The organism is Pseudoalteromonas sp. ATL1 (assembly GCF_058933015.1).
In genome coordinates this window covers 2,313,906-2,331,710 of the sequence record NZ_JBZYXL010000001.1, presented here as the reverse complement: position 1 = coordinate 2,331,710, position 17,805 = coordinate 2,313,906, and the positions used below count along the sequence as shown (strand labels likewise).

Below are 17,805 nucleotides of genomic sequence, written 5' to 3'. Positions count from 1 at the left end.
CTCCTTAAACGATATATAGGCTGTCTGCTTTAGTTTTAACTTGCATGCCCGTTACCAACTCAACATGAACTTCATCTTTGTTCACTTCAGTGATAGTTGCATTAACAAGTGCTTGGCCTAACTTAACTTTTACTTTGTTATTAACCTTGACCTCATTTGCAGGCAATGGTTCAACTTTACCTGAACTACGTTTAGCTTGCTGAGGAGCTGGTTTCTTGTTAACTCTAGCGTTTTTATCGCCTGAACGAGGATGAGGCGCACCTTTCTTTTTGTAAGATTTTGTGTCACCGTCTTGGCGAGGACGTTGTGGCTTTTTACGTTTAGCCATTTTCGCACGGCTTTCTTCTAACGCTTTTTGAGCATGTTCAATATGTTCTTGCTCTACTTTTTCTGCGTCATTGCCGTCTAAGTCGATACGGAACTCATGTTTTGTCACCGCTTCAAGATAACGCCAGTTTGAAGTGTATTTACGAAGTGCTTGACGCACCTGCGTTTTACTCACTTTGTCTGAGCCTTCGATACGCTCAGCGATATCTTTAAAAATACCGACCTTTAACGGCTTGATGCCGTCTTTTTGTTTAAAACACTGAGGAAATTCTGAATATAGAAAATCCAGTACCTCATTAATATCTTTTAGCTTGTTTGTGGTTTCCATTTTTGAACCTATTTATGATATCTGTTCATCTAAAGATGATTGGATATAGTGTGTTACCCAGTCTGTTAACTCTTCAAATTCAGCTTCTAATAAAGCTAAATCACCACGAAGATGTTCCCAAATACCGTTTATTACATTATCGATGATTTCACATTCGAGATCATCAGGTAGTTGTTGCCATGCAAAATGGATCAACTCATTGAGCGTTTCGGCAACATGTTCTTCTTCGCCTTCCCAGTCACCCACGTCGGCAATCGAAAATAAATAATCTTGTACGTTTAGTAGGTCTTTCACGATAGAGTCAACTCAAAGCATTTCACTAATGCTTCTAGCCCTTCTTTATCGTCTTGGTCAAAACGACTCAAGCTTGGACTATCAATATCTAACACAGCGAACACCTCACCATTTTTAAATACTGGCACGACAACCTCTGAGTTTGAAGCCGCATCACACGCAATATGACCCGCAAATGCATGCACATCTTCAACCAATTGAGTTTGTTTTGTTTCGGCAGCCGTACCACATACCCCTTTTCCCATTGGGATACGGATGCATGCTGGATTCCCCTGAAACGGACCCAAGACTAGCTCTTGTGGGCTATCGACAAAATAAAATCCTGCCCAATTGACATCATCAAGTGATGTAAATAGCAACGCGCTGATATTAGCCATGTTAGCAACAACGTTGCTTTCACCACTAATAAGGGCCTGTGCTTGTTTTGTGAGTGATTGATAAAAATCTTGCTTTTGCATTTACTAAATCGCGGTTACAACATACAAAAGCCTAAGGTACTCTTTCAGAGAATTAATTGAAACCTTTTATGGCGAAAAAGTATTAAATAACTGTAAATATGAAGCTAGTTGGCTAAATTACATGCAAGCTGCTAATTAAAACGCCGCAACCCGTATAGAAACAGCCCTGCCGCCAGCGCTGACATGATGGCATTGACGATAAACGCCCCTCCACTTTGGGCGGCAAATATATAACTAAAAAATGCCCCACCTAATAAGCCTAATGTCAGCACAGCACTCAACCGTACTTTATTATGCTTGTACATAGTCATATAGCCAGGCAACACAAAAACGCCCATAGCCAAACCAACCACATGTGCATTTAAAAGCGCGCTGGTAAGCAATGAAATAAATACTTGTAACGGGGCAGCCCGATTTGCCATCGCAAAATATACTCCTAACAGCGAGCCCACTACGAGTGGTGACATGAGCGATAAAGCGACACTTTTAATTAATCTTTGTTTCATTAACTTGGCCTTTATTTACGTCGATAAGCAAAGACTGCCTAACTTAGAAATAATGGCTACTGTACTTTGGTATTAGTGTTGGATAAAAAACAATAAAAAAGCCGCTGTATTGCTACAGCGGCTTTGCTATTCATAAGAATAGTGGCGGAGAGATAGGGATTTGAACCCTAGATACGCTATTAACGTATGCCGGTTTTCAAGACCGGTGCTTTCAACCGCTCAGCCATCTCTCCAAAAGCGGATAATAAAACGCAGTCGCGCTTTATAAAAATTTAGTGGCGGAGAGATAGGGATTTGAACCCTAGATACGCTATTAACGTATGCCGGTTTTCAAGACCGGTGCTTTCAACCGCTCAGCCATCTCTCCGCAGCGGGGCGAATATTAGATAATCCCCACGCCAATGTGAAGCTTTTTTTTCAAAAAAACGTTTAAGTGCTCAAAAAACCTCACATTTGAGCAAAAGAACACCAAACCAAACGAGTTATAGGGAACTTTTGCTAAAAATGGCACTCTATTTGATCGACAATGTTTGCTCAACCATATAACTATTGGTAGTCTTAACCCAGTTTAATTATTGGAACATTTGTTCACTAAGGAGTTTAACCATGGCGTTCAATCACTCGTACGGTGCCGCTAAACCGGTCATGTCGACAGTTGAAACTAACAAGGTACTAAAGAATACGTATTTCCTTCTTGCAATGACACTGGCATTCAGTGCCATTACTGCAGGTATTTCAATGACGATGGCTCTACCTCGTTTTACGGGCCTTGTATGCTCTCTTATTGGTTTAGGTTTGATTTTTGTTATTCATAAAAAAGCAAACTCGTCTTCGGCTATTGGCTTAGTGTTCTTATTCACTGGTATTATGGGCTTTGGCTTAGGACCATTGCTTAACCACTACGCAGCGATGCCTAACGGCGGTATGCTGATAATGCAGGCTTTGGGTTCAACTGCGCTTATCTTTTTTGGTCTATCGGCTTATGCATTAACCACTAAAAAAGACTTCTCTTTTATGGGCGGCTTTTTAACTGTTGGTTTAATTGTGGTTATCATTGCCAGCCTAGTTAACTTATTTATTGGTAGCAGCGTTGCATTTATGGCGCTGAACGCCGCTGTTGTACTAATCATGTCTGGCTTCATTCTATATGATACAAGCCGTATCATTAACGGTGGCGAGACTAACTATGTATTAGCAACTGTTGGCTTGTACCTTAATATCTATAACCTATTTACTTCATTACTTGCTCTTTTGGGTGCAAGTGATGACTAACCAGTTTGTTCTGGTAAAATAAGCCCCTTATTGGGGCTTTTTTTATGAGTGTGTTTTGAGTAAATTCGTTTTATCGTTGCATACTGGGGTTGCTGATCAACATAGTTTGATGAGCTTATCTCGTTTTGCACATGCAGCCACACAAAGTGGCCACACAATTGACTGTATCTTTTTATATCAAGATGCCGTGAGCCATGCATCTTCTTATCTACAGTTACCAAGCGACGAGCTTGATGTTAAAGCCACTTGGCAAGCGCTTGCAGACTTAAACATCCCCTTACTTTTGTGTGTTACTGCAGCTGAAAAACGCGCTATCGATGTGAATAATACAGCGCCTTTCAAAGTTGGAGGGCTTGCTGAGTTTGCAATGTTGAGTGCCAAAGCTGACAAATGGGTGCAATTTAAATGAAGAATGTTTTAGTGATCAGCCAAAGTAGCCCATTCGATGGTTTAAAACTACGTGATGCGCTAGATACAACACTTATCTACGCCGCCATTGATCAAAATGTGTCTTGGCTCTTAACAGGCAGTGCAGTACTTGCTTTGAAAAGCGAACAGTCGGCGGCTCCTTTGGGGCTTAAAGATTTTTTCAAGACCATAAAAACGCTTGAAATATATGACGTTGAACAGGTTTATGTATGTGAAGATGCCCTACTACATTATGGTTTGGATGCCCAACAGCTCACCATTGATGTCACAGCTCTAAGTAAACTAAAGCAGCGAGCACTTTTACAGCAACAAGATTATGTGGTGACACTATGACAATCAATACGGTCCACATTTTTTCAAAACCCGTGCAGTACTATCTTGGTAGTGAGTTAAGTAGCCTAATTGCAGATAATGACGTTGTGCTGCTCACCGGTGATGCATGCTATGACATCCGCTCATATAAATCGTTTTCTAAATCGATTTATGTATTGTTAGACTGCGCGACAGCAAGGGGACTCCCCGCTAATGATGTTACAGGCATTAATGATCTTCAATGGGTGGAATTAATCGATAACGCCCAAAAATCAATTACTTGGTAAATTATGTTAGAAATAAACAATCAATCCATTGAAACCGACAAGCAAGGATACTTACTCGATCATACACAATGGACGCCAGAGCTTGCCCCAATAATCGCAGAGCAAGAAGGCATTACACTGTCTGATGCCCACTGGGAGGTGGTTAATTTCGTTCGCGACTTTTACGAAGAATATAACACCAGCCCCGCCATTCGTATGCTGGTAAAAGCAATGGCTAAAGCACTTGGGGAAGACAAAGGCAACAGTATGTATTTGTATAAACTGTTTCCTAAGGGCCCCGCTAAACAGGCAACCAAAATCGCCGGGCTGCCAAAACCAGCAAGATGTATTTGATTTCATAAACAAAAACGCTCATGCCATCACATTGTGTGCTACATGAGCGTCTTAAAATTTTCTTGTGTGCTTTGAGTAGTTAATTATGCCTTCTTAACAAACTTAGCCGTGACCATCATTTCGCCCACACCATCAACTTTACAGTCAAGTTCATGGTCTTTTTTATCAAGCACGCGTCTAATCAAGGCTTTGGTGCCTATTTTAATCACTTGTGAACTGCCTTTAATTTTTAAATCTTTGATCACAGTCACCTTGTCACCATCGGCAAGTAGTGCCCCGTTGGCATCTTTTACATGCACAACATCATCATTATTCACTTCAGATGGGTTCCACTCGTGTGCGCATTCGGGGCAAATAAGGTTTGTTTGATCTTGATAGACGTATTCTGATTGACATTTCGGGCAAGGAGGAAGAGACATAATTTACCGTTATTTTATTCGAGTTACCCACACCTCCCCTTGAAGGTGTGGCACAATTGCACGCGATTATAACACTACAAAACAATACTGGGACTAATTCGCGGCCACTGTATTTATTTCTTGAGCAATATACTCAATACATTTGCGCGCAGAGCCAGATACTCCTGAAAGCTGATAAAAACCGTGGATAACACCCAAGTACCGCTGACAATATGCTTCAACCCCATGAGACAAAAGCTTTTTGTAGAGCTGTTCACCTTCATCTCGCAAGGGATCAAATTCCGCTGTAATAATCGTTGTAACAGGCAAATTACTTAAATCGGCATCCAATAAATTAAGCTCAGGCGTATTTTTAAGTTGCTCTTGTGAGCCACCATACAATGCAAAACCGGACAGCAACATTTGCGCGGTAATAATAAAATCAGTGCCATTTTCTTTGTAACTGTTGGATACACCAAACGGATCTAACATGGGGTAAATTAGTATTTGTTTTTTTGGCAGCCGAAGATTGCTGTTTTTTAAACGCATAGATGTCGCAAGCGCAAGCTGTCCGCCCGCACTGTCGCCCACGAATACGATATTGTCCGTATTAGCACCATATTTATGTCCGTGTGTTTGAATGTTTAAAACTGCTTCAAAAACATCGTCATGTGCAGCGGGATAAATATGCTCTGGCGCCAAGCGATACTGAATACAAATAACCAAGGTTTTTGACAAAGCAGCGAGTTGCCTAAGTTGCTGTTCATGGGTTTTAAAGCCACCACTAACAAAACAGCCACCATGAAAGTATACCGTTACAGGCAAGTCTATCGCATTGAGTGGTTTATAAATTTTAACTTTTATACCGCCAAGTTCATCTTCAAATTCCTCAGCCATGACGGGACTGCTCCCCGCTAGCGTGGTACTTGCAATATACCCTTCTCGCCTTGCTTCAATACTCTGCTGTGAAGCACATGGCTTACCATCAGCAATAAATTCTTCAACTAATGTTCGTATACCCAGTTCTAAGTGATTGATCATGATTACTATTAACAGAGATAATTAGGCTGCAATAATACATGAATTTAGAAGCATGTATATATATACAGCAAGCTAACTTGCGTACGGTCTATGCCAAAGCGCCAGAATACAAGTGTATAATCTGGCATGCTTTTGAACGCTAAATAGATTTAACGGGAATACAGTGCTCAACAGGCATTATTTCCTAATTTATGAGAATGTTTCAGGCTGAGTGCGATCGGATCTTCAGACCCAACAACCTAATAGTTAAGATGGAAAAAAATATAAAAAATTGGTCACAATACAATCGGGCTTTAATACAGCACGGTAACACCTAACTGTGTGAAAGTAGAATAAATTAAACATAGATAAGCGAATAATTTCGACAAGCAACCACTTTATAAAAAACCTTCAAATCAGTGGATCATAGCAGGCCAGACAAGGCCTGCTGTTCGACTAAGACTAGCTAAACACCCTTAAGCACATTGCCACGTTTGTGGGCATTGCTGAGTTGGTAAACACATAGGGCAAGATCATGAACTTTACCTTGACATAATTTTATGATCTTATACTGCTTTTCAGATTAAGCAGCACAATTATGTCAGCCAATAAGTTGTTCGAACACTTTTCTTCAATTGATGACCCACGCCAGCAAGGCAAAGTACAACATACATTGTTCGATATTCTGTTTCTAACTATCAGTGCCGTGATCGCAGGTTGCCAAGGTTGGGAAGAAATTGAAGATTTTGCCCATGACAAGCTATCTTGGTTACGTAAATTTATAGCACTATCGAACGGTGTGCCTCGGCATGACACGATTGCAAGGGTTATAAGCCGTATCGATATGACCCAGTTTCAAGCCAGTTTTTCTCAATGGATGCACAGCTGTAGTGAACTCACAGACGGCAGTGTGGTTGCCATTGATGGAAAAAGGCTAAAAGGTTCATTTAAACAGCCAGATAGAAAAGATGCGATCCACATTGTCAGTGCGTTTGCCTGCGAAAATGGCGTAACGTTAGGTCAATGCAAGACCGACTCGAAGTCCAATGAAATCACCGCAATCCCAGAGTTGCTACAGTTACTAGAGCTAAAAGGTTGCTTAGTGACGATTGATGCGATGGGCTGCCAAAAGGAAATTGCAAAGCAAATTGTAGAAAAAGAAGCAGATTACTTGCTGGCTCTCAAAGCCAATCAGGGCAACTTATTTGAACAAGTGAAACAACTCTTGCAACCAGAAATATCACGCCAGATAGCGACTGATAGCTTATTAAGTGAAGTAGATTATCAACGAGGTCGAGAAGAATTCAGAGCGGCTGTTGTCTGCCATGATATGGCTCAAATTCCCGCAAGTGCTAGCTGGCCCAATTTACAAAGTGTAGGCGTGATAGTGTCTTACCGTAAATCGGATAACCAACAGCAAGGTGAATTAACATATCGATATTACATAAGCTCAGCGAACTTGAGTGCGCAAAGACTAGCAGAAGCCACGCGAGCACATTGGTATATTGAGAACAGTCTTCATTGGTGTTTGGATGTGGCAATGAATGAAGATGGTTGCCGTATACGCCGCGACGGAGCAGCAGAAGTGTTGGCTGGTGTAAGACATATTGCATTGAATTTATTGAAGAAAGAGACATCCTTTAACAAAGGTGTACGCGCGAAACAGCTAAAAGCAGCTAGAAACGAGTGCTATCTAGAAAAGGTATTGAATAGCAAGTGATTTTTCATGCTCTTGCCCTGGGTAAACACATAAGTGTATCGAGATTAGTCCCCCCCGCCACTTGTGGTGTTTGCCCAGAAGCTAGCTTGTTTGAAGAAGTGTTAAGGCTTTTAACTGCTTTTTTATTTAACTTAAGTAACATCGTAATTTCCTTTAGTTAGTTACAAATTTTGCAGCAAAGATAGCAGGTTTTTATATTTACAAAAAGCGATAAAATCGCAAATATTTTATCTAGATCAACTCAAGCTTAAGAATCATACAGACCTTAAAACCATATTAATTTAATCATTCATATTTCAGACGAAGTGTTTTCATATCTACATTAGCCAGATTAAATGAACTAAGAAAAAGGGCTTGTCTGATATTTTCATATTTTATATACGAAATTTCTGGGATGCACTTGTGAAAATAGACTAAAGCAAAAATAAGCAAGTACTTAGCCACGGAGCTGTTGAGAATCAATTGCACAGGGGTCTTGACGTCTCATTCACAGAGGGCAACTACCCAATAAATCGGCATCATGCGGCTGAAAATTTCAGCTCGTTCAGGCATGTAGAACTGAATCAATTAAAAAGAGAGACCACCTTAAAAGCCAGCGTACGACGAAAACAACGCCGCGCTGCGATGGATACTGTATGTTTAGCTAAGATGACCTGTGTTCAAATGTTGACATATTGTTTGCACAATTGCCTTATTAAGTACCGCCAGTTACTTTTTAGTAAGAGCATCTACTCAGGATTTACCACTTAATTCTTTCATATTAAATTTACTTTTTTAGCGACCATTTATATCGACATAATATAAGCAACGGTTTGAATTACAAAAAGTCCCAGTAAAGGGCTGAAAATAAAAATGCGCTAGCTCATAAAAAAACAAAAAAGCAACCCAATTAACTTTATGTAACATATTTTAAACTTTACTACGGTAAGTTCTCCGTGGAATGCAACTGCATTCAATATAAGAAACTGAAAATAAAATTTACTTAAAGGAATATCATGAAACTTTTTACTAATGTAGTGGCCCTAGCCGCCCTTTGCTCAACTTCTTTACTATCATTTGATGCCGAGGCTGGAAGCTATTGTGTTTCTCGAATTGACAGCATAACAAACACACCATCCGGTGTTGTCGTTAAAGCACACAGCCCATATTCAGGCGCAATCTACGATCCTATGGAACTGTCCTATCAGGATCGTCGCTTAGGTAGCATCTTAGAAAAACTGGCTGAGGCCTTAGATTCTAGAGAAAGGGTCAGAGTATATATTCTTGAAGAATTTGACGGGGATGACGGCAGAAACTGTACTGATGGTGTCGCTGATTATATTGGCTCAGTGCACCCAGCTTAATCTAGCTTAATTAGAAAGCGCCCTATAAATAGCCATTTGGGTGCTTTTTTAGTTACGAGATGCATGTCAAGATTCCTATCTACCCATAAGCACATAACCAACAATCTCATTAAGGTCACAAGCACCACAGTTCATTTGTAAGCGTCGCTCAAACCCCACCTAGCCACTGACAATAAATCTAGGATTGCCCTTTTCCTGCATTTTACCTAACTATGGACGTTTGGAATGTTCATCCAATGAAACTCTAGCTTTATCCAATACTTTACGGCTTATACCATTCACTTCAAGCGCAAGCTTCTGCTCTTTACTAAAGGAATTAGCACCATCTTAAAGACTATAATTAAAGAGGCAGACAATACGTATATTCAGCCAAGCGAATGGCAACTGCTTAAATAAACAGTGACATGTGATGTTGGTGTTTTTCTTCATAAGCGCTTTTAGCTCAGATAAACTGAATCGAACGCTTGAAATAAGCACATAAAAAATCCGACAACAGTAAAACTGATATCGGATTTTAAAACTGAAGAAACTCACTTACTAACAGGCATTACGCCGATAAGTGAAGTTCATTCCATCACAAGTTCAAGAATTATAAAACTTCTAATAACTCAACATCGAATACTAACGTTGAGAAAGGTGCGATTGATGCACCAGCGCCACGCTCACCGTATGCAAGTTCGTGTGGAATGTATAAACGCCATTTTGAACCTGGAGTCATTAGTTGTAGTGCTTCAGTCCAACCTTTAATCACGCCATTTACTGGGAATTCAGCTGGCTGACCACGGTCGTATGAGCTGTCGAATACTGTACCGTTGATTAGTGTACCGTGGTAATGAACACGTACTTTTGAATCAGCAGACGGCTTGTCGCCTTCGCCTGTGTTTACTACTTCGTATTGAAGACCTGACTCAGTCACGGTGATTTCAGCGCGCTTTGCGTTTTCTTCTAAGAATGCAACGCCTTCAGCAGCGAGTACTTTTGCTTCTTCTTCACGACGCGCTTGAATTTCAGCGTTGATTTTTTCGAATGCAGCTTGGATCTCAGGGATCTCAACACGGAACGCGTCTCCAGCGTATGCGTCTTTCATTCCCTCAAATACTGAATGCAAATTAAGACCTTCAAATGGATTCGCTTTTAGTTGCTCACCCATTTGTAAGCCAATTCCGTAGCTTGCTTTTTCAGCATCTGTATTAAATAAATCTGACATAAGTTATTTCACTTTGTTTCTATTAAAAGACGAGCGCAGTGTAACATAGCCAGTTATGAGTTTAAACGGACTTACTTGTCCGCTTCGCTTTGAGGTAGCTTGATTTTTCCAACTAACAAGGTTGCCAGTGGCAAGCTGACAGCTAACCCTAAACCAAGTTCAAAGCTGTACTGCGCAAGGCGTTGGGTAAAGAAATAACCAAAGCCAACAATGCCCGTCATGCTGATAACAACTGAAGCAAGCATCGGCCATAATTTTTCGTACTTTCGTATTAAATGCGCAACAAGTAAGCTAAATAGAAAGGTCAGCCCAAGTGTTTTGGGCAGTGTTGGATCTTGTTGGCCGTCAATGGCCAAGCGTAACGCCATTTCTAACCCACTCAAATAAAAGAAGCCAAATACAATCCACAAACTAGCGTGTTTTACGACTAATGCTGACATTACTGCCTCCTAACGAAAAAAACCGCCGTAAAGGCGGTTTTGGGAATGAGGTGGCGGAGAGATAGGGATTTGAACCCTAGAAGGGCTATTAACCCTTGCCGGTTTTCAAGACCGGTGCTTTCGACCACTCAGCCATCTCTCCGTTGTTGGCGCGCATATTAGTGGTTTTCAGTTACGCTGTAAAGGGCTAAGTCTAATTTTTTGTTAAATTCAATAATATTGCTTGGGTCTTTTCGCAAACCACGCGCATACAAGACTAAATATTGTACAAACGATAAGAATTGCGGCACTTTTAATTACGACTAACGTCAGCGCTTGAAATGGCACTAAGAGATTAAACAAAGGTGGCATGCATGAAACGGTGGCAACCAGCAGTAAAATTTTGAATGCGCGAAAAAACTCAAACCGCTTACTGTAGTTCATCCAAATCGCCAATGCCGCGGCAATGGCACAGGGCGTCAAATAACCTATCATAGGCTGCGTTGATAAACTCAGTGAATACGCGCTCGTTAGGCCGCCGAGTAACCCCCACATAAGCCAAACCCACCAGCGCTCCCGTTCTCTCAGAAATAAGTTACCCATAACCGCGTTTATTGTTGTTATAAAATACACAATTAGACTAACAAATATACACACCAGAATACAACCGTACGAAAGCATGACATTGGTTGCAAAAGCAACAAAAAAGCCCCAACTATAAGTTGAGGCTTTTCAAGGATAATTAATTTAGATGCGTTTAAGCCGTTTTTTGTCTTTGCGCTTCTTTTTGTGCTTGCTTAGCTTCTTTACGCTGACGTAAGGTTTCTTGTGCATCGTGACCAATATGACCTTCACCACGTGCTTGCGCTAATTGAATTTGCTTTTGACGCTCAGCAAAACGTGCGCGCTGCTCTTCTGTTAGGCTATCGTGACAATGGTGACAAGATACGCCTTCCATATATTCTTCACGTTGCATTTCTTCTTCAGTGATAGGCATACGACACGCATGGCACTGCTCGTAAGAGCCTTTTTGTAAATCGTGGTCAACCGCTACGCGGTTATCAAATACAAAGCACTCACCTTCCCAAAGCGACTCTTCTTTTGGTACTTCTTCTAAGTACTTTAAGATACCGCCTTCTAGGTGATACACCTCTTCAAAGCCCTGCTCTTTCATGTACGCTGTTGATTTTTCACAGCGAATACCGCCAGTACAGAACATAGCCACTTTTTTGTGCTTGCTTGGGTCTAGATTGTCTTTTGCCCACTGCGGAAATTCACGGAAAGTTTTGGTGTTTGGATCGATAGCATGCTTGAACGTACCAATTTCAATTTCGTAATCGTTACGTGTATCAACAACAACCACTTCAGGATCTGAGATTAGGTCATTCCACTCATTTGGCTTCACATAGCTGCCCACCACTTTCAGTGGATCGATGCCCTGTACGCCCATGGTCACGATTTCTTTTTTCAGTTTTACCTTAGTGCGGTAAAACGGACAGGTTTCATCGTACGATTCTTTAAATACAATGTTATCTAAACCCGGCTGTTTATCTAGCCACGCAAGAAGTGCATCAATGCCTTCTCTTTGACCCGCAACAGTACCGTTAATACCTTCAGCCGCAAGCAATAAAGTACCACGTACTTCATTTTGCTCCATTACATCGTGAAGGGGTTGACGAATTTGTTCAAAGTTTGGCAGTGACACGAATTTATACATGGCACAAACCACAAATGGTTTAGACATAAGTTTTCCTAATTTTCAGCTTTCACTTCGCTTAGGGCATTAAGCACAACGCCAAAAGCACACTTACCGGACCGTAAATCCGGCGCTAGAGCGCGCATTGTACGGATTTTTACTTTAATTGCAAAAACACTGATGCAAAACGCTTTAATGCTAGGAGAGCGAAGCAATGCTTTGCTATAATACGCGGTCTTATAGAAAATCAGTTTTGGAGAAAAACGCTTTGCACTTTACCGAATTAGGCATAGAAACTCGCCTCGAAAAACAACTTGCCCATCAAGGGATCACAGAGCCTACTGAGATCCAAGCTCAGGCCGTACCAACGGCTATTGCTGGGCATGATGTATTCGCACAGTCCAAGACAGGTTCTGGTAAAACCTTAGCGTTTTTGTTGCCCGCCGTTCACCGCGTTATGAAACAAAAAGCATTGAGCAAGCGCGATCCGCGCGTTTTGATCATCGCCCCTACCCGCGAGTTGGCAACGCAAGTTTTCACCCAATGCCGTTTGCTTATTGCAGGCACCAGCATTAGCGTGGTTAAAATTTTAGGTGGCGAAAACTTCAACGATCAAGTTAAAGCACTGCGCAAAGATCCACACATCGTGATTGGCACACCGGGGCGTATTGGCGACCACCTTGAGCAACGTTCGTTGCAATTAAGCGGTCTTGAGTTACTGATTTTTGATGAAGCTGACCGTATGCTCGACTTAGGTTTTGCTGATCAGCTTAATAAAATTAACGATGAAGCAAATCATAGATTGCGTCAAACCTTGCTGTTTTCCGCAACCCTAGATCACGCACAGGTTGAAGTGACTTCTCGTAATTTACTGCGTTCCCCGAAAAAAATCATTTTGAGTGACGCCCACCAGCAACACGGCGATATTAAACAAACGCTCTATTTTGCTGACCATTTAGATCACAAAGATGCGTTGCTAAAGCATTTTGTGCAGCAAGACGAGGTGGGTCAGTGCATCATTTTTACCGCAACCCGTACCGATACAGTGCGCATTAGCGAGCAACTGAACGAGTTAGGTGTTAAAGCCACTGCCCTTGCAGGCGATTTGGCGCAAAACAAACGCCTTGATATTATGGATGCGTTCAGCCGTGGATTGTTTAAAGTGCTTGTAACCACTGACGTAGCATCTCGCGGGCTCGACTTACTGAGCGTGACCCACGTCATTAACTTTGACTTGCCAAAACAAGCCGAAGAATACGTACACCGAATTGGCCGTACAGGCCGTGCGGGTTTTAAAGGCACCGCGATTTCTTTGGTAGGTCCAAAAGATTGGAACAGCTATATCGCTATCAAAAACTACCTAAGCGATAAATTAGAGTTTGCCAGCGTTGAAGGCCTAGAGGCCAAATTTAAAGGCTTCAAGCCAGTCAAACCAAAAACCGCTAAGCCAACAGTAAACAAGCCGGTTGCTAAAAAGCCAATTAAAAAAGCCGTTAAGCCAAAACCAAGAGTTAAAAAAGCCATTCCGGCACCGTTTGACGTAGACGGTGCGGCACCGCTGCGCCGTAAACCTAAGCCATCTGAGGAATAAACATGTTAGGTCGTATTGAAACACTCATGATCAGCGAAATATGCGCTGAAGGCGCCTACCTTGATGGCAAAGAGCTGGGCGAAGTATTTTTGCCAGCCAAAGAACTTGAAGATCACTTGGAAGAAGGCGATAGCGCACGCGTTTTTATTTACCAAGACGCACAAGGCCACCCTACTGCCACCACTAAAACTCCCATTGCACAGGTGGGCGACTTTGCACTGCTACGTGTTAAAGAGATCAGTAACGTAGGCGCATTTATGGACTTGGGCATCGACAAAGACGTGCTAGCGCCGTTTAACGAACAAAAACCCAAAATGCGTGAAGGCTATAGCTACTTAGTTAAGCTCTACCTAGATAACGCCAGCCAGCGTTTATGTGCCTCAAGCAACCTCAATAAGTTTGTTAATAAAACCGAGCCAAGTTATGAACAGTTCCAAGAAGTGGACATTATCGTTGCAGCTAAAACCGATATTGGCTACAAGGTTATTATCAATGAACAACACTTCGGCGTGGTATTCTTTAACACTGTATTTAAGCGCATGTTTATAGGTCAAAAATTAAAAGGCTACATTAAAGTTGTTCGCGAAGATGGTAAAATTGATGTCGTGCTAGACAAACCAGGTATGGGCAAAGTAGTCGACTTGGGCGAGCAAATTATGCAAGCACTTAAAGACAACGGCGGTCGATTAGCCCTTGGCGACAAATCAGACCCTGAACAAATCAAAAAAGCATTTTCAACCAGTAAAGCCAACTTTAAAAAAGCCATTGGTGGGCTGTTTAAACAAGGCAAAATTGATATTGAAGCCAAATCGATTTCGTTAAAAGATTGATTTATAAGGTGAGCCTAGCTCACCTTTTTAATGTCAAACACCGCTTATGTATAAGGATCATCATGAAAACCTCTGACCTGGTTGCGCAGATTGAAGCACACAAGCATGAATACGAAATCGGCAAGTTACAAACCTTGCGTAAGCACCTGAAAAACCTTTCAAAGGTACCTCAGAATAATATTTTTCGCGTTAGCCAAAGCAGCACCAGTACCGTGGATGATAATGGGTGTTGGGGCTTTCATTTTGGTGGCAGAAGCGAGCTGCAATTTAATGTTGGCATTGAACATCATAAGCAACAAGTGCTGGTCAGATATGGCGTGGCATTTAATATGGAGCCGAGCCAAAATGCACCAGAACCATGGAAGCAACTGCGCCCAAGCATTGATCGCTTTAATCAGTTTTTAATCAATCATATCAGTTCGCTCGGTGATTTAACCATGACTTACAACAGTGATGAACACCAAGCACTGCACAGCCCATTTGTGATAGATGACGCGTTAATTCGGCCTAACCAATTTATTTTTCTTGGTAAATATGTACCACTCAACAAACTTGAACTAAGTGATCTGCTATACACCTTTGACCGCCTACTAACATTGTATATTTTTGCTGAAAGTCAAACTCTGAGCCACACAAACGAAAGCTTTGTTTTTAAAGGCCTTGAGCGCGTTAACAAAAAGCTTAAAACTGAATATCAAGTATGTGCAAAAACCGTGAGCGTAAATTTAAAACACAATAATTTAAGCGATATATTAGAAGCACAGTTAATTGCACAATTCGGTGAAGCGGCAGTATCAATGGAAAAGAAGCTAGGCCGAGCAATGCAATGCGACGCCTTGGTCAAACAGGTAGTGTTTAGAAATCTGTGTCATTTCAGTATCATTAAGAAAACAGGAATGACACATGACCAAAGACTTCGATTTAGAACAAGCCATTAAAGCCCTTCAGTCAGGGCAAGATCTGACAGGCAAAGATGGCTTCTTAACCCCTCTTATCAAACAGATCACCGAAGCTGCCTTAAAAGCAGAGCTGGAACAGCACCTTGTAGATGACGAGCAGCCTAACCGTAAAAATGGTTCTAGTAAGAAAACCGTTAAGTCTTCAGTGGGCACTTTCGAACTGGATACCCCGCGTGACCGTGCAGGCTCATTTGAGCCAAAGCTAGTTAAGAAAAACCAGACTAAGTTAACTGATGAGATCGACCGCAAGATCTTATCCATGTTTTCGCTTGGCATGAGCTATCGTGATATCCGCGGCCATGTTGAAGATATGTATGGCATTGACGTTTCTGAGGCTACCATCACAGGCGTTACCGACTGTTTGATACCCGAATTGAAAGAATGGCAGCAACGACCATTAGATGCGCTCTATCCGTTCGTCTGGCTTGATGCTATCCACTACAAAATTAAGGAAGATGGCCGCTATGTCAGCAAAGCGGTGTACACTATCTTAGGCTTAAACGTCGAAGGCAAGAAGGAGCTGCTTGGTCTGTATCTATCCGAGTCAGAAGGCGCGAACTACTGGCTATCTGTACTAACGGATCTGCATAACCGTGGCGTTGAAGATATCCTGATAGCCTGCGTGGATGGCCTGACAGGCTTCCCTGAAGCTATTGCAACTATTTACCCAAATACAGAAGTTCAGCAATGCGTTATTCATCAGATCCGCAACTCTATGAAGTACGTCGCTTCCAAACATCAAATGGAGTTCATGGCTGATCTAAAACCAGTTTACCGCGCTGTGAGCAAAGAAGCAGCAGAGATGGAACTTGAGCGTTTAGAGTCCAAATGGGGTCAACATTACCCGATAGTGCTCCGTTCTTGGCGAAACAAGTGGGCAAACCTGTCCGTTTATTTTAAGTATCCAGAGTACGTTCGCAAGGCCATCTATACCACGAACGCTATTGAGGCTGTACATCGCCAGTTCCGTAAACTGACCAAGACGAAAGGTGGCTTCCCAAACGAAAACAGCTTGCTTAAGCTACTGTATGCTGGGATATTGAATGCTTCTAAGAAATGGACAATGCCAATTCAAAACTGGAATATGACATTGTCTCAACTGGCGATTCATTTTGATGGGCGCTTGGATGATGTCTTAGATATCTAGCCAAAATTAGCTGACACAGAATTCTGAACGCCCTCGTCAAACAGCCACACGGCCATCATATTTACGAAATTAAATCATACACCTCGGTTAAACACTGTATTCGCGAAGCATTAGGTCAACTGCTTGATTACGCTCACTGGCCTCAAAATCATCAACTAAAGATTAAAGAACTCGTTGTTGTGGGTACATCGGCACTTTGCGATGACTCTCAAAAATATCTATCAACGTTACAACATGTATATAATTTGCCGCTAAAATATCAACAATTGAGCGTTTAAGCTCCTAAATTGCATACTACAACGAGTACTTTTTATGGACCGGTTTAGCCCACTCCATTCATTTAGATCCAACTCTATTGCGAGAGAAAAAATTAGCAAAAATATAATCTCGCTCCGCGATACTTGAATGGCAATCTGCACATGCTTTTTTTATTTCTGGTTGAGACCCTTTACCTCTAAGTAGCACATTACCCTCTCTATCAAACTGCGCATATTCCCAATCACCAAATTCAGGAGAATAGCCTTTTTCACGTTTTAGCATCATCGTAACTGTGAGCGCTGTTTGTGGCGAGCCTGATTGAGCAGAAAAGTTTTCTTTTAACACAATCGTACCAGCACTATAGTGCTTAAATTCTGGGGGAGATAATTCTTCTTCGTCTTCATCATAGTCCTGATAATACCTAAGGTATTCCATATAATTACGTTCATATACCTCAGGCTGCCTATTAATAAACACTAAAATGAACTGCTGCCAATGCAGCCCCGAATGCTCAAATCCCGTTACTCTATGCCAATCTGTTCGATAGTTTTTTAGTTGTGATTGATATTGCTCAGGAATTTTAAACGGATAAACATCAAACGGCCCCGAAAGCGCATTTCCTGATGCACAAATACCAATGCATAGCGCTAAATAGTATATAACTTTCATTG

The 17,805-nt window shown here is 41.7% G+C and carries 22 protein-coding genes and 3 tRNA genes; 11 read left to right on the top strand and 14 right to left on the bottom strand.

From position 1 onward, the window contains the following. Positions 1–4 precede the first annotated feature (4 nt). From proQ to AC5FX4_RS10590, 6 genes are all read right to left on the bottom strand, one after another. The gene (gene proQ, locus AC5FX4_RS10615) at positions 5–655 is read right to left on the bottom strand and encodes an RNA chaperone ProQ (RefSeq protein ID WP_493606364.1); all 651 of its coding nucleotides are present in this window, start codon (positions 653–655) and stop codon (positions 5–7) included. A 12-nt stretch (positions 656–667) separates the two neighbouring features. Continuing rightward, complete coding sequence (locus AC5FX4_RS10610; RefSeq protein ID WP_493606363.1) at positions 668–949, bottom strand: hypothetical protein; 282 nt, start codon at positions 947–949, stop codon at positions 668–670. Next, the gene (locus AC5FX4_RS10605; protein ID WP_493606362.1) at positions 946–1,407 is read right to left on the bottom strand and encodes a GAF domain-containing protein; all 462 of its coding nucleotides are present in this window, start codon (positions 1,405–1,407) and stop codon (positions 946–948) included. The genes AC5FX4_RS10610 and AC5FX4_RS10605 overlap by 4 nt, the downstream gene beginning before the upstream one ends. Positions 1,408–1,538: 131 nt before the next feature. Continuing rightward, positions 1,539–1,913, bottom strand: a complete 375-nt coding sequence (locus AC5FX4_RS10600) for a hypothetical protein (RefSeq protein WP_493606361.1) — start codon at positions 1,911–1,913, stop codon at positions 1,539–1,541. 142 nt (positions 1,914–2,055) lie between these two features. Then, positions 2,056–2,146: transfer RNA gene (locus AC5FX4_RS10595), tRNA-Ser, on the bottom strand. A 43-nt stretch (positions 2,147–2,189) separates the two neighbouring features. Continuing rightward, positions 2,190–2,280: transfer RNA gene (locus tag AC5FX4_RS10590), tRNA-Ser, on the bottom strand. Positions 2,281–2,519: 239 nt separating this feature from the next. Between AC5FX4_RS10590 and AC5FX4_RS10585 the strand changes: the two genes are divergently transcribed. The 5 genes from AC5FX4_RS10585 to AC5FX4_RS10565 are packed head-to-tail and all read left to right on the top strand — an operon-like array spanning position 2,520 to position 4,546. Continuing rightward, positions 2,520–3,185, top strand: a complete 666-nt coding sequence (locus AC5FX4_RS10585) for a Bax inhibitor-1/YccA family protein (RefSeq protein WP_476294249.1) — start codon at positions 2,520–2,522, stop codon at positions 3,183–3,185. 55 nt (positions 3,186–3,240) lie between these two features. Continuing rightward, positions 3,241–3,594: a sulfurtransferase complex subunit TusD gene (gene tusD, locus AC5FX4_RS10580; RefSeq protein WP_493606360.1), complete on the top strand. Its 354-nt coding sequence runs from the start codon at positions 3,241–3,243 to the stop codon at positions 3,592–3,594. Further along, positions 3,591–3,947 (top strand): sulfurtransferase complex subunit TusC, encoded by a 357-nt coding sequence (gene tusC, locus AC5FX4_RS10575; RefSeq protein ID WP_493606359.1) that lies wholly within the window; start codon positions 3,591–3,593, stop codon positions 3,945–3,947. The genes tusD and tusC overlap by 4 nt, the downstream gene beginning before the upstream one ends. Continuing rightward, the gene (locus tag AC5FX4_RS10570) at positions 3,944–4,213 is read left to right on the top strand and encodes a DsrH/TusB family sulfur metabolism protein (protein ID WP_493606358.1); all 270 of its coding nucleotides are present in this window, start codon (positions 3,944–3,946) and stop codon (positions 4,211–4,213) included. Before tusC ends, AC5FX4_RS10570 begins: the two co-directional genes overlap by 4 nt. A 3-nt stretch (positions 4,214–4,216) precedes the next feature. Beyond that, positions 4,217–4,546 carry a TusE/DsrC/DsvC family sulfur relay protein gene (locus tag AC5FX4_RS10565; protein WP_493606357.1) on the top strand — a complete coding sequence of 110 codons (330 nt, stop codon included), beginning with the start codon at positions 4,217–4,219 and terminating at the stop codon, positions 4,544–4,546. A gap of 83 nt (positions 4,547–4,629) precedes the next feature. Here AC5FX4_RS10565 and AC5FX4_RS10560 read toward each other — a convergent pair whose 3' ends face one another. After that, positions 4,630–4,965 carry a zinc ribbon domain-containing protein YjdM gene (locus tag AC5FX4_RS10560; protein ID WP_493606356.1) on the bottom strand — a complete coding sequence of 112 codons (336 nt, stop codon included), beginning with the start codon at positions 4,963–4,965 and terminating at the stop codon, positions 4,630–4,632. A 93-nt stretch (positions 4,966–5,058) separates the two neighbouring features. Beyond that, positions 5,059–5,985 (bottom strand): alpha/beta hydrolase, encoded by a 927-nt coding sequence (locus AC5FX4_RS10555; RefSeq protein WP_493606355.1) that lies wholly within the window; start codon positions 5,983–5,985, stop codon positions 5,059–5,061. 577 nt (positions 5,986–6,562) lie between these two features. Here AC5FX4_RS10555 and AC5FX4_RS10550 point away from each other — a divergent pair. Then, positions 6,563–7,684, top strand: a complete 1,122-nt coding sequence (locus AC5FX4_RS10550; RefSeq protein ID WP_493606354.1) for an ISAs1 family transposase — start codon at positions 6,563–6,565, stop codon at positions 7,682–7,684. Between the two features lie 995 nt (positions 7,685–8,679). Further along, entirely contained in the window at positions 8,680–9,027 is a 348-nt protein-coding gene (locus AC5FX4_RS10545) for a hypothetical protein (protein ID WP_493606353.1), read from the top strand. Positions 9,028–9,616: 589 nt separating this feature from the next. Here the strand turns inward: AC5FX4_RS10545 and bamJ are convergent. The 5 genes from bamJ to trhO form a co-directional block, all read right to left on the bottom strand. After that, on the bottom strand, positions 9,617–10,234 hold the full coding sequence (gene bamJ, locus AC5FX4_RS10540; protein WP_493606352.1) for a BamJ family beta-barrel-assembly machinery protein: 618 nt from the start codon (positions 10,232–10,234) through the stop codon (positions 9,617–9,619). Between the two features lie 71 nt (positions 10,235–10,305). Continuing rightward, positions 10,306–10,674, bottom strand: a complete 369-nt coding sequence (locus AC5FX4_RS10535; RefSeq protein WP_493606351.1) for a hypothetical protein — start codon at positions 10,672–10,674, stop codon at positions 10,306–10,308. Between the two features lie 51 nt (positions 10,675–10,725). Next, positions 10,726–10,816, bottom strand: a tRNA-Ser gene (locus tag AC5FX4_RS10530). A gap of 68 nt (positions 10,817–10,884) precedes the next feature. Then, positions 10,885–11,256, bottom strand: coding sequence for a hypothetical protein (locus AC5FX4_RS10525; protein WP_493606350.1), 372 nt, complete (start codon positions 11,254–11,256; stop codon positions 10,885–10,887). Positions 11,257–11,410: 154 nt separating this feature from the next. Beyond that, a complete protein-coding gene (gene trhO, locus AC5FX4_RS10520) occupies positions 11,411–12,397 on the bottom strand; it encodes an oxygen-dependent tRNA uridine(34) hydroxylase TrhO (protein WP_493606349.1) in 987 nt (328 codons plus the stop codon). A gap of 220 nt (positions 12,398–12,617) precedes the next feature. On the opposite strand from trhO, the gene AC5FX4_RS10515 reads away from it, so the two are divergent. The 4 genes from AC5FX4_RS10515 to AC5FX4_RS10500 all read left to right on the top strand — a co-directional run bounded on the left by AC5FX4_RS10515 (position 12,618) and on the right by AC5FX4_RS10500 (position 16,876). Further along, positions 12,618–13,940 (top strand): DEAD/DEAH box helicase, encoded by a 1,323-nt coding sequence (locus AC5FX4_RS10515; RefSeq protein ID WP_493607807.1) that lies wholly within the window; start codon positions 12,618–12,620, stop codon positions 13,938–13,940. After that, complete coding sequence (locus AC5FX4_RS10510; RefSeq protein WP_493607806.1) at positions 13,937–14,770, top strand: CvfB family protein; 834 nt, start codon at positions 13,937–13,939, stop codon at positions 14,768–14,770. Before AC5FX4_RS10515 ends, AC5FX4_RS10510 begins: the two co-directional genes overlap by 4 nt. 62 nt (positions 14,771–14,832) lie before the next feature. Next, positions 14,833–15,708, top strand: coding sequence for a hypothetical protein (locus AC5FX4_RS10505; RefSeq protein WP_493606348.1), 876 nt, complete (start codon positions 14,833–14,835; stop codon positions 15,706–15,708). Continuing rightward, a complete protein-coding gene (locus AC5FX4_RS10500) occupies positions 15,674–16,876 on the top strand; it encodes an IS256 family transposase (protein ID WP_493606347.1) in 1,203 nt (400 codons plus the stop codon). Before AC5FX4_RS10505 ends, AC5FX4_RS10500 begins: the two co-directional genes overlap by 35 nt. Before the next feature lie 336 nt (positions 16,877–17,212). Here the strand turns inward: AC5FX4_RS10500 and AC5FX4_RS10495 are convergent, their stop codons facing one another. Further along, entirely contained in the window at positions 17,213–17,803 is a 591-nt protein-coding gene (locus AC5FX4_RS10495) for a cytochrome P460 family protein (RefSeq protein ID WP_493606346.1), read from the bottom strand. Positions 17,804–17,805: the final 2 nt, after the last annotated feature.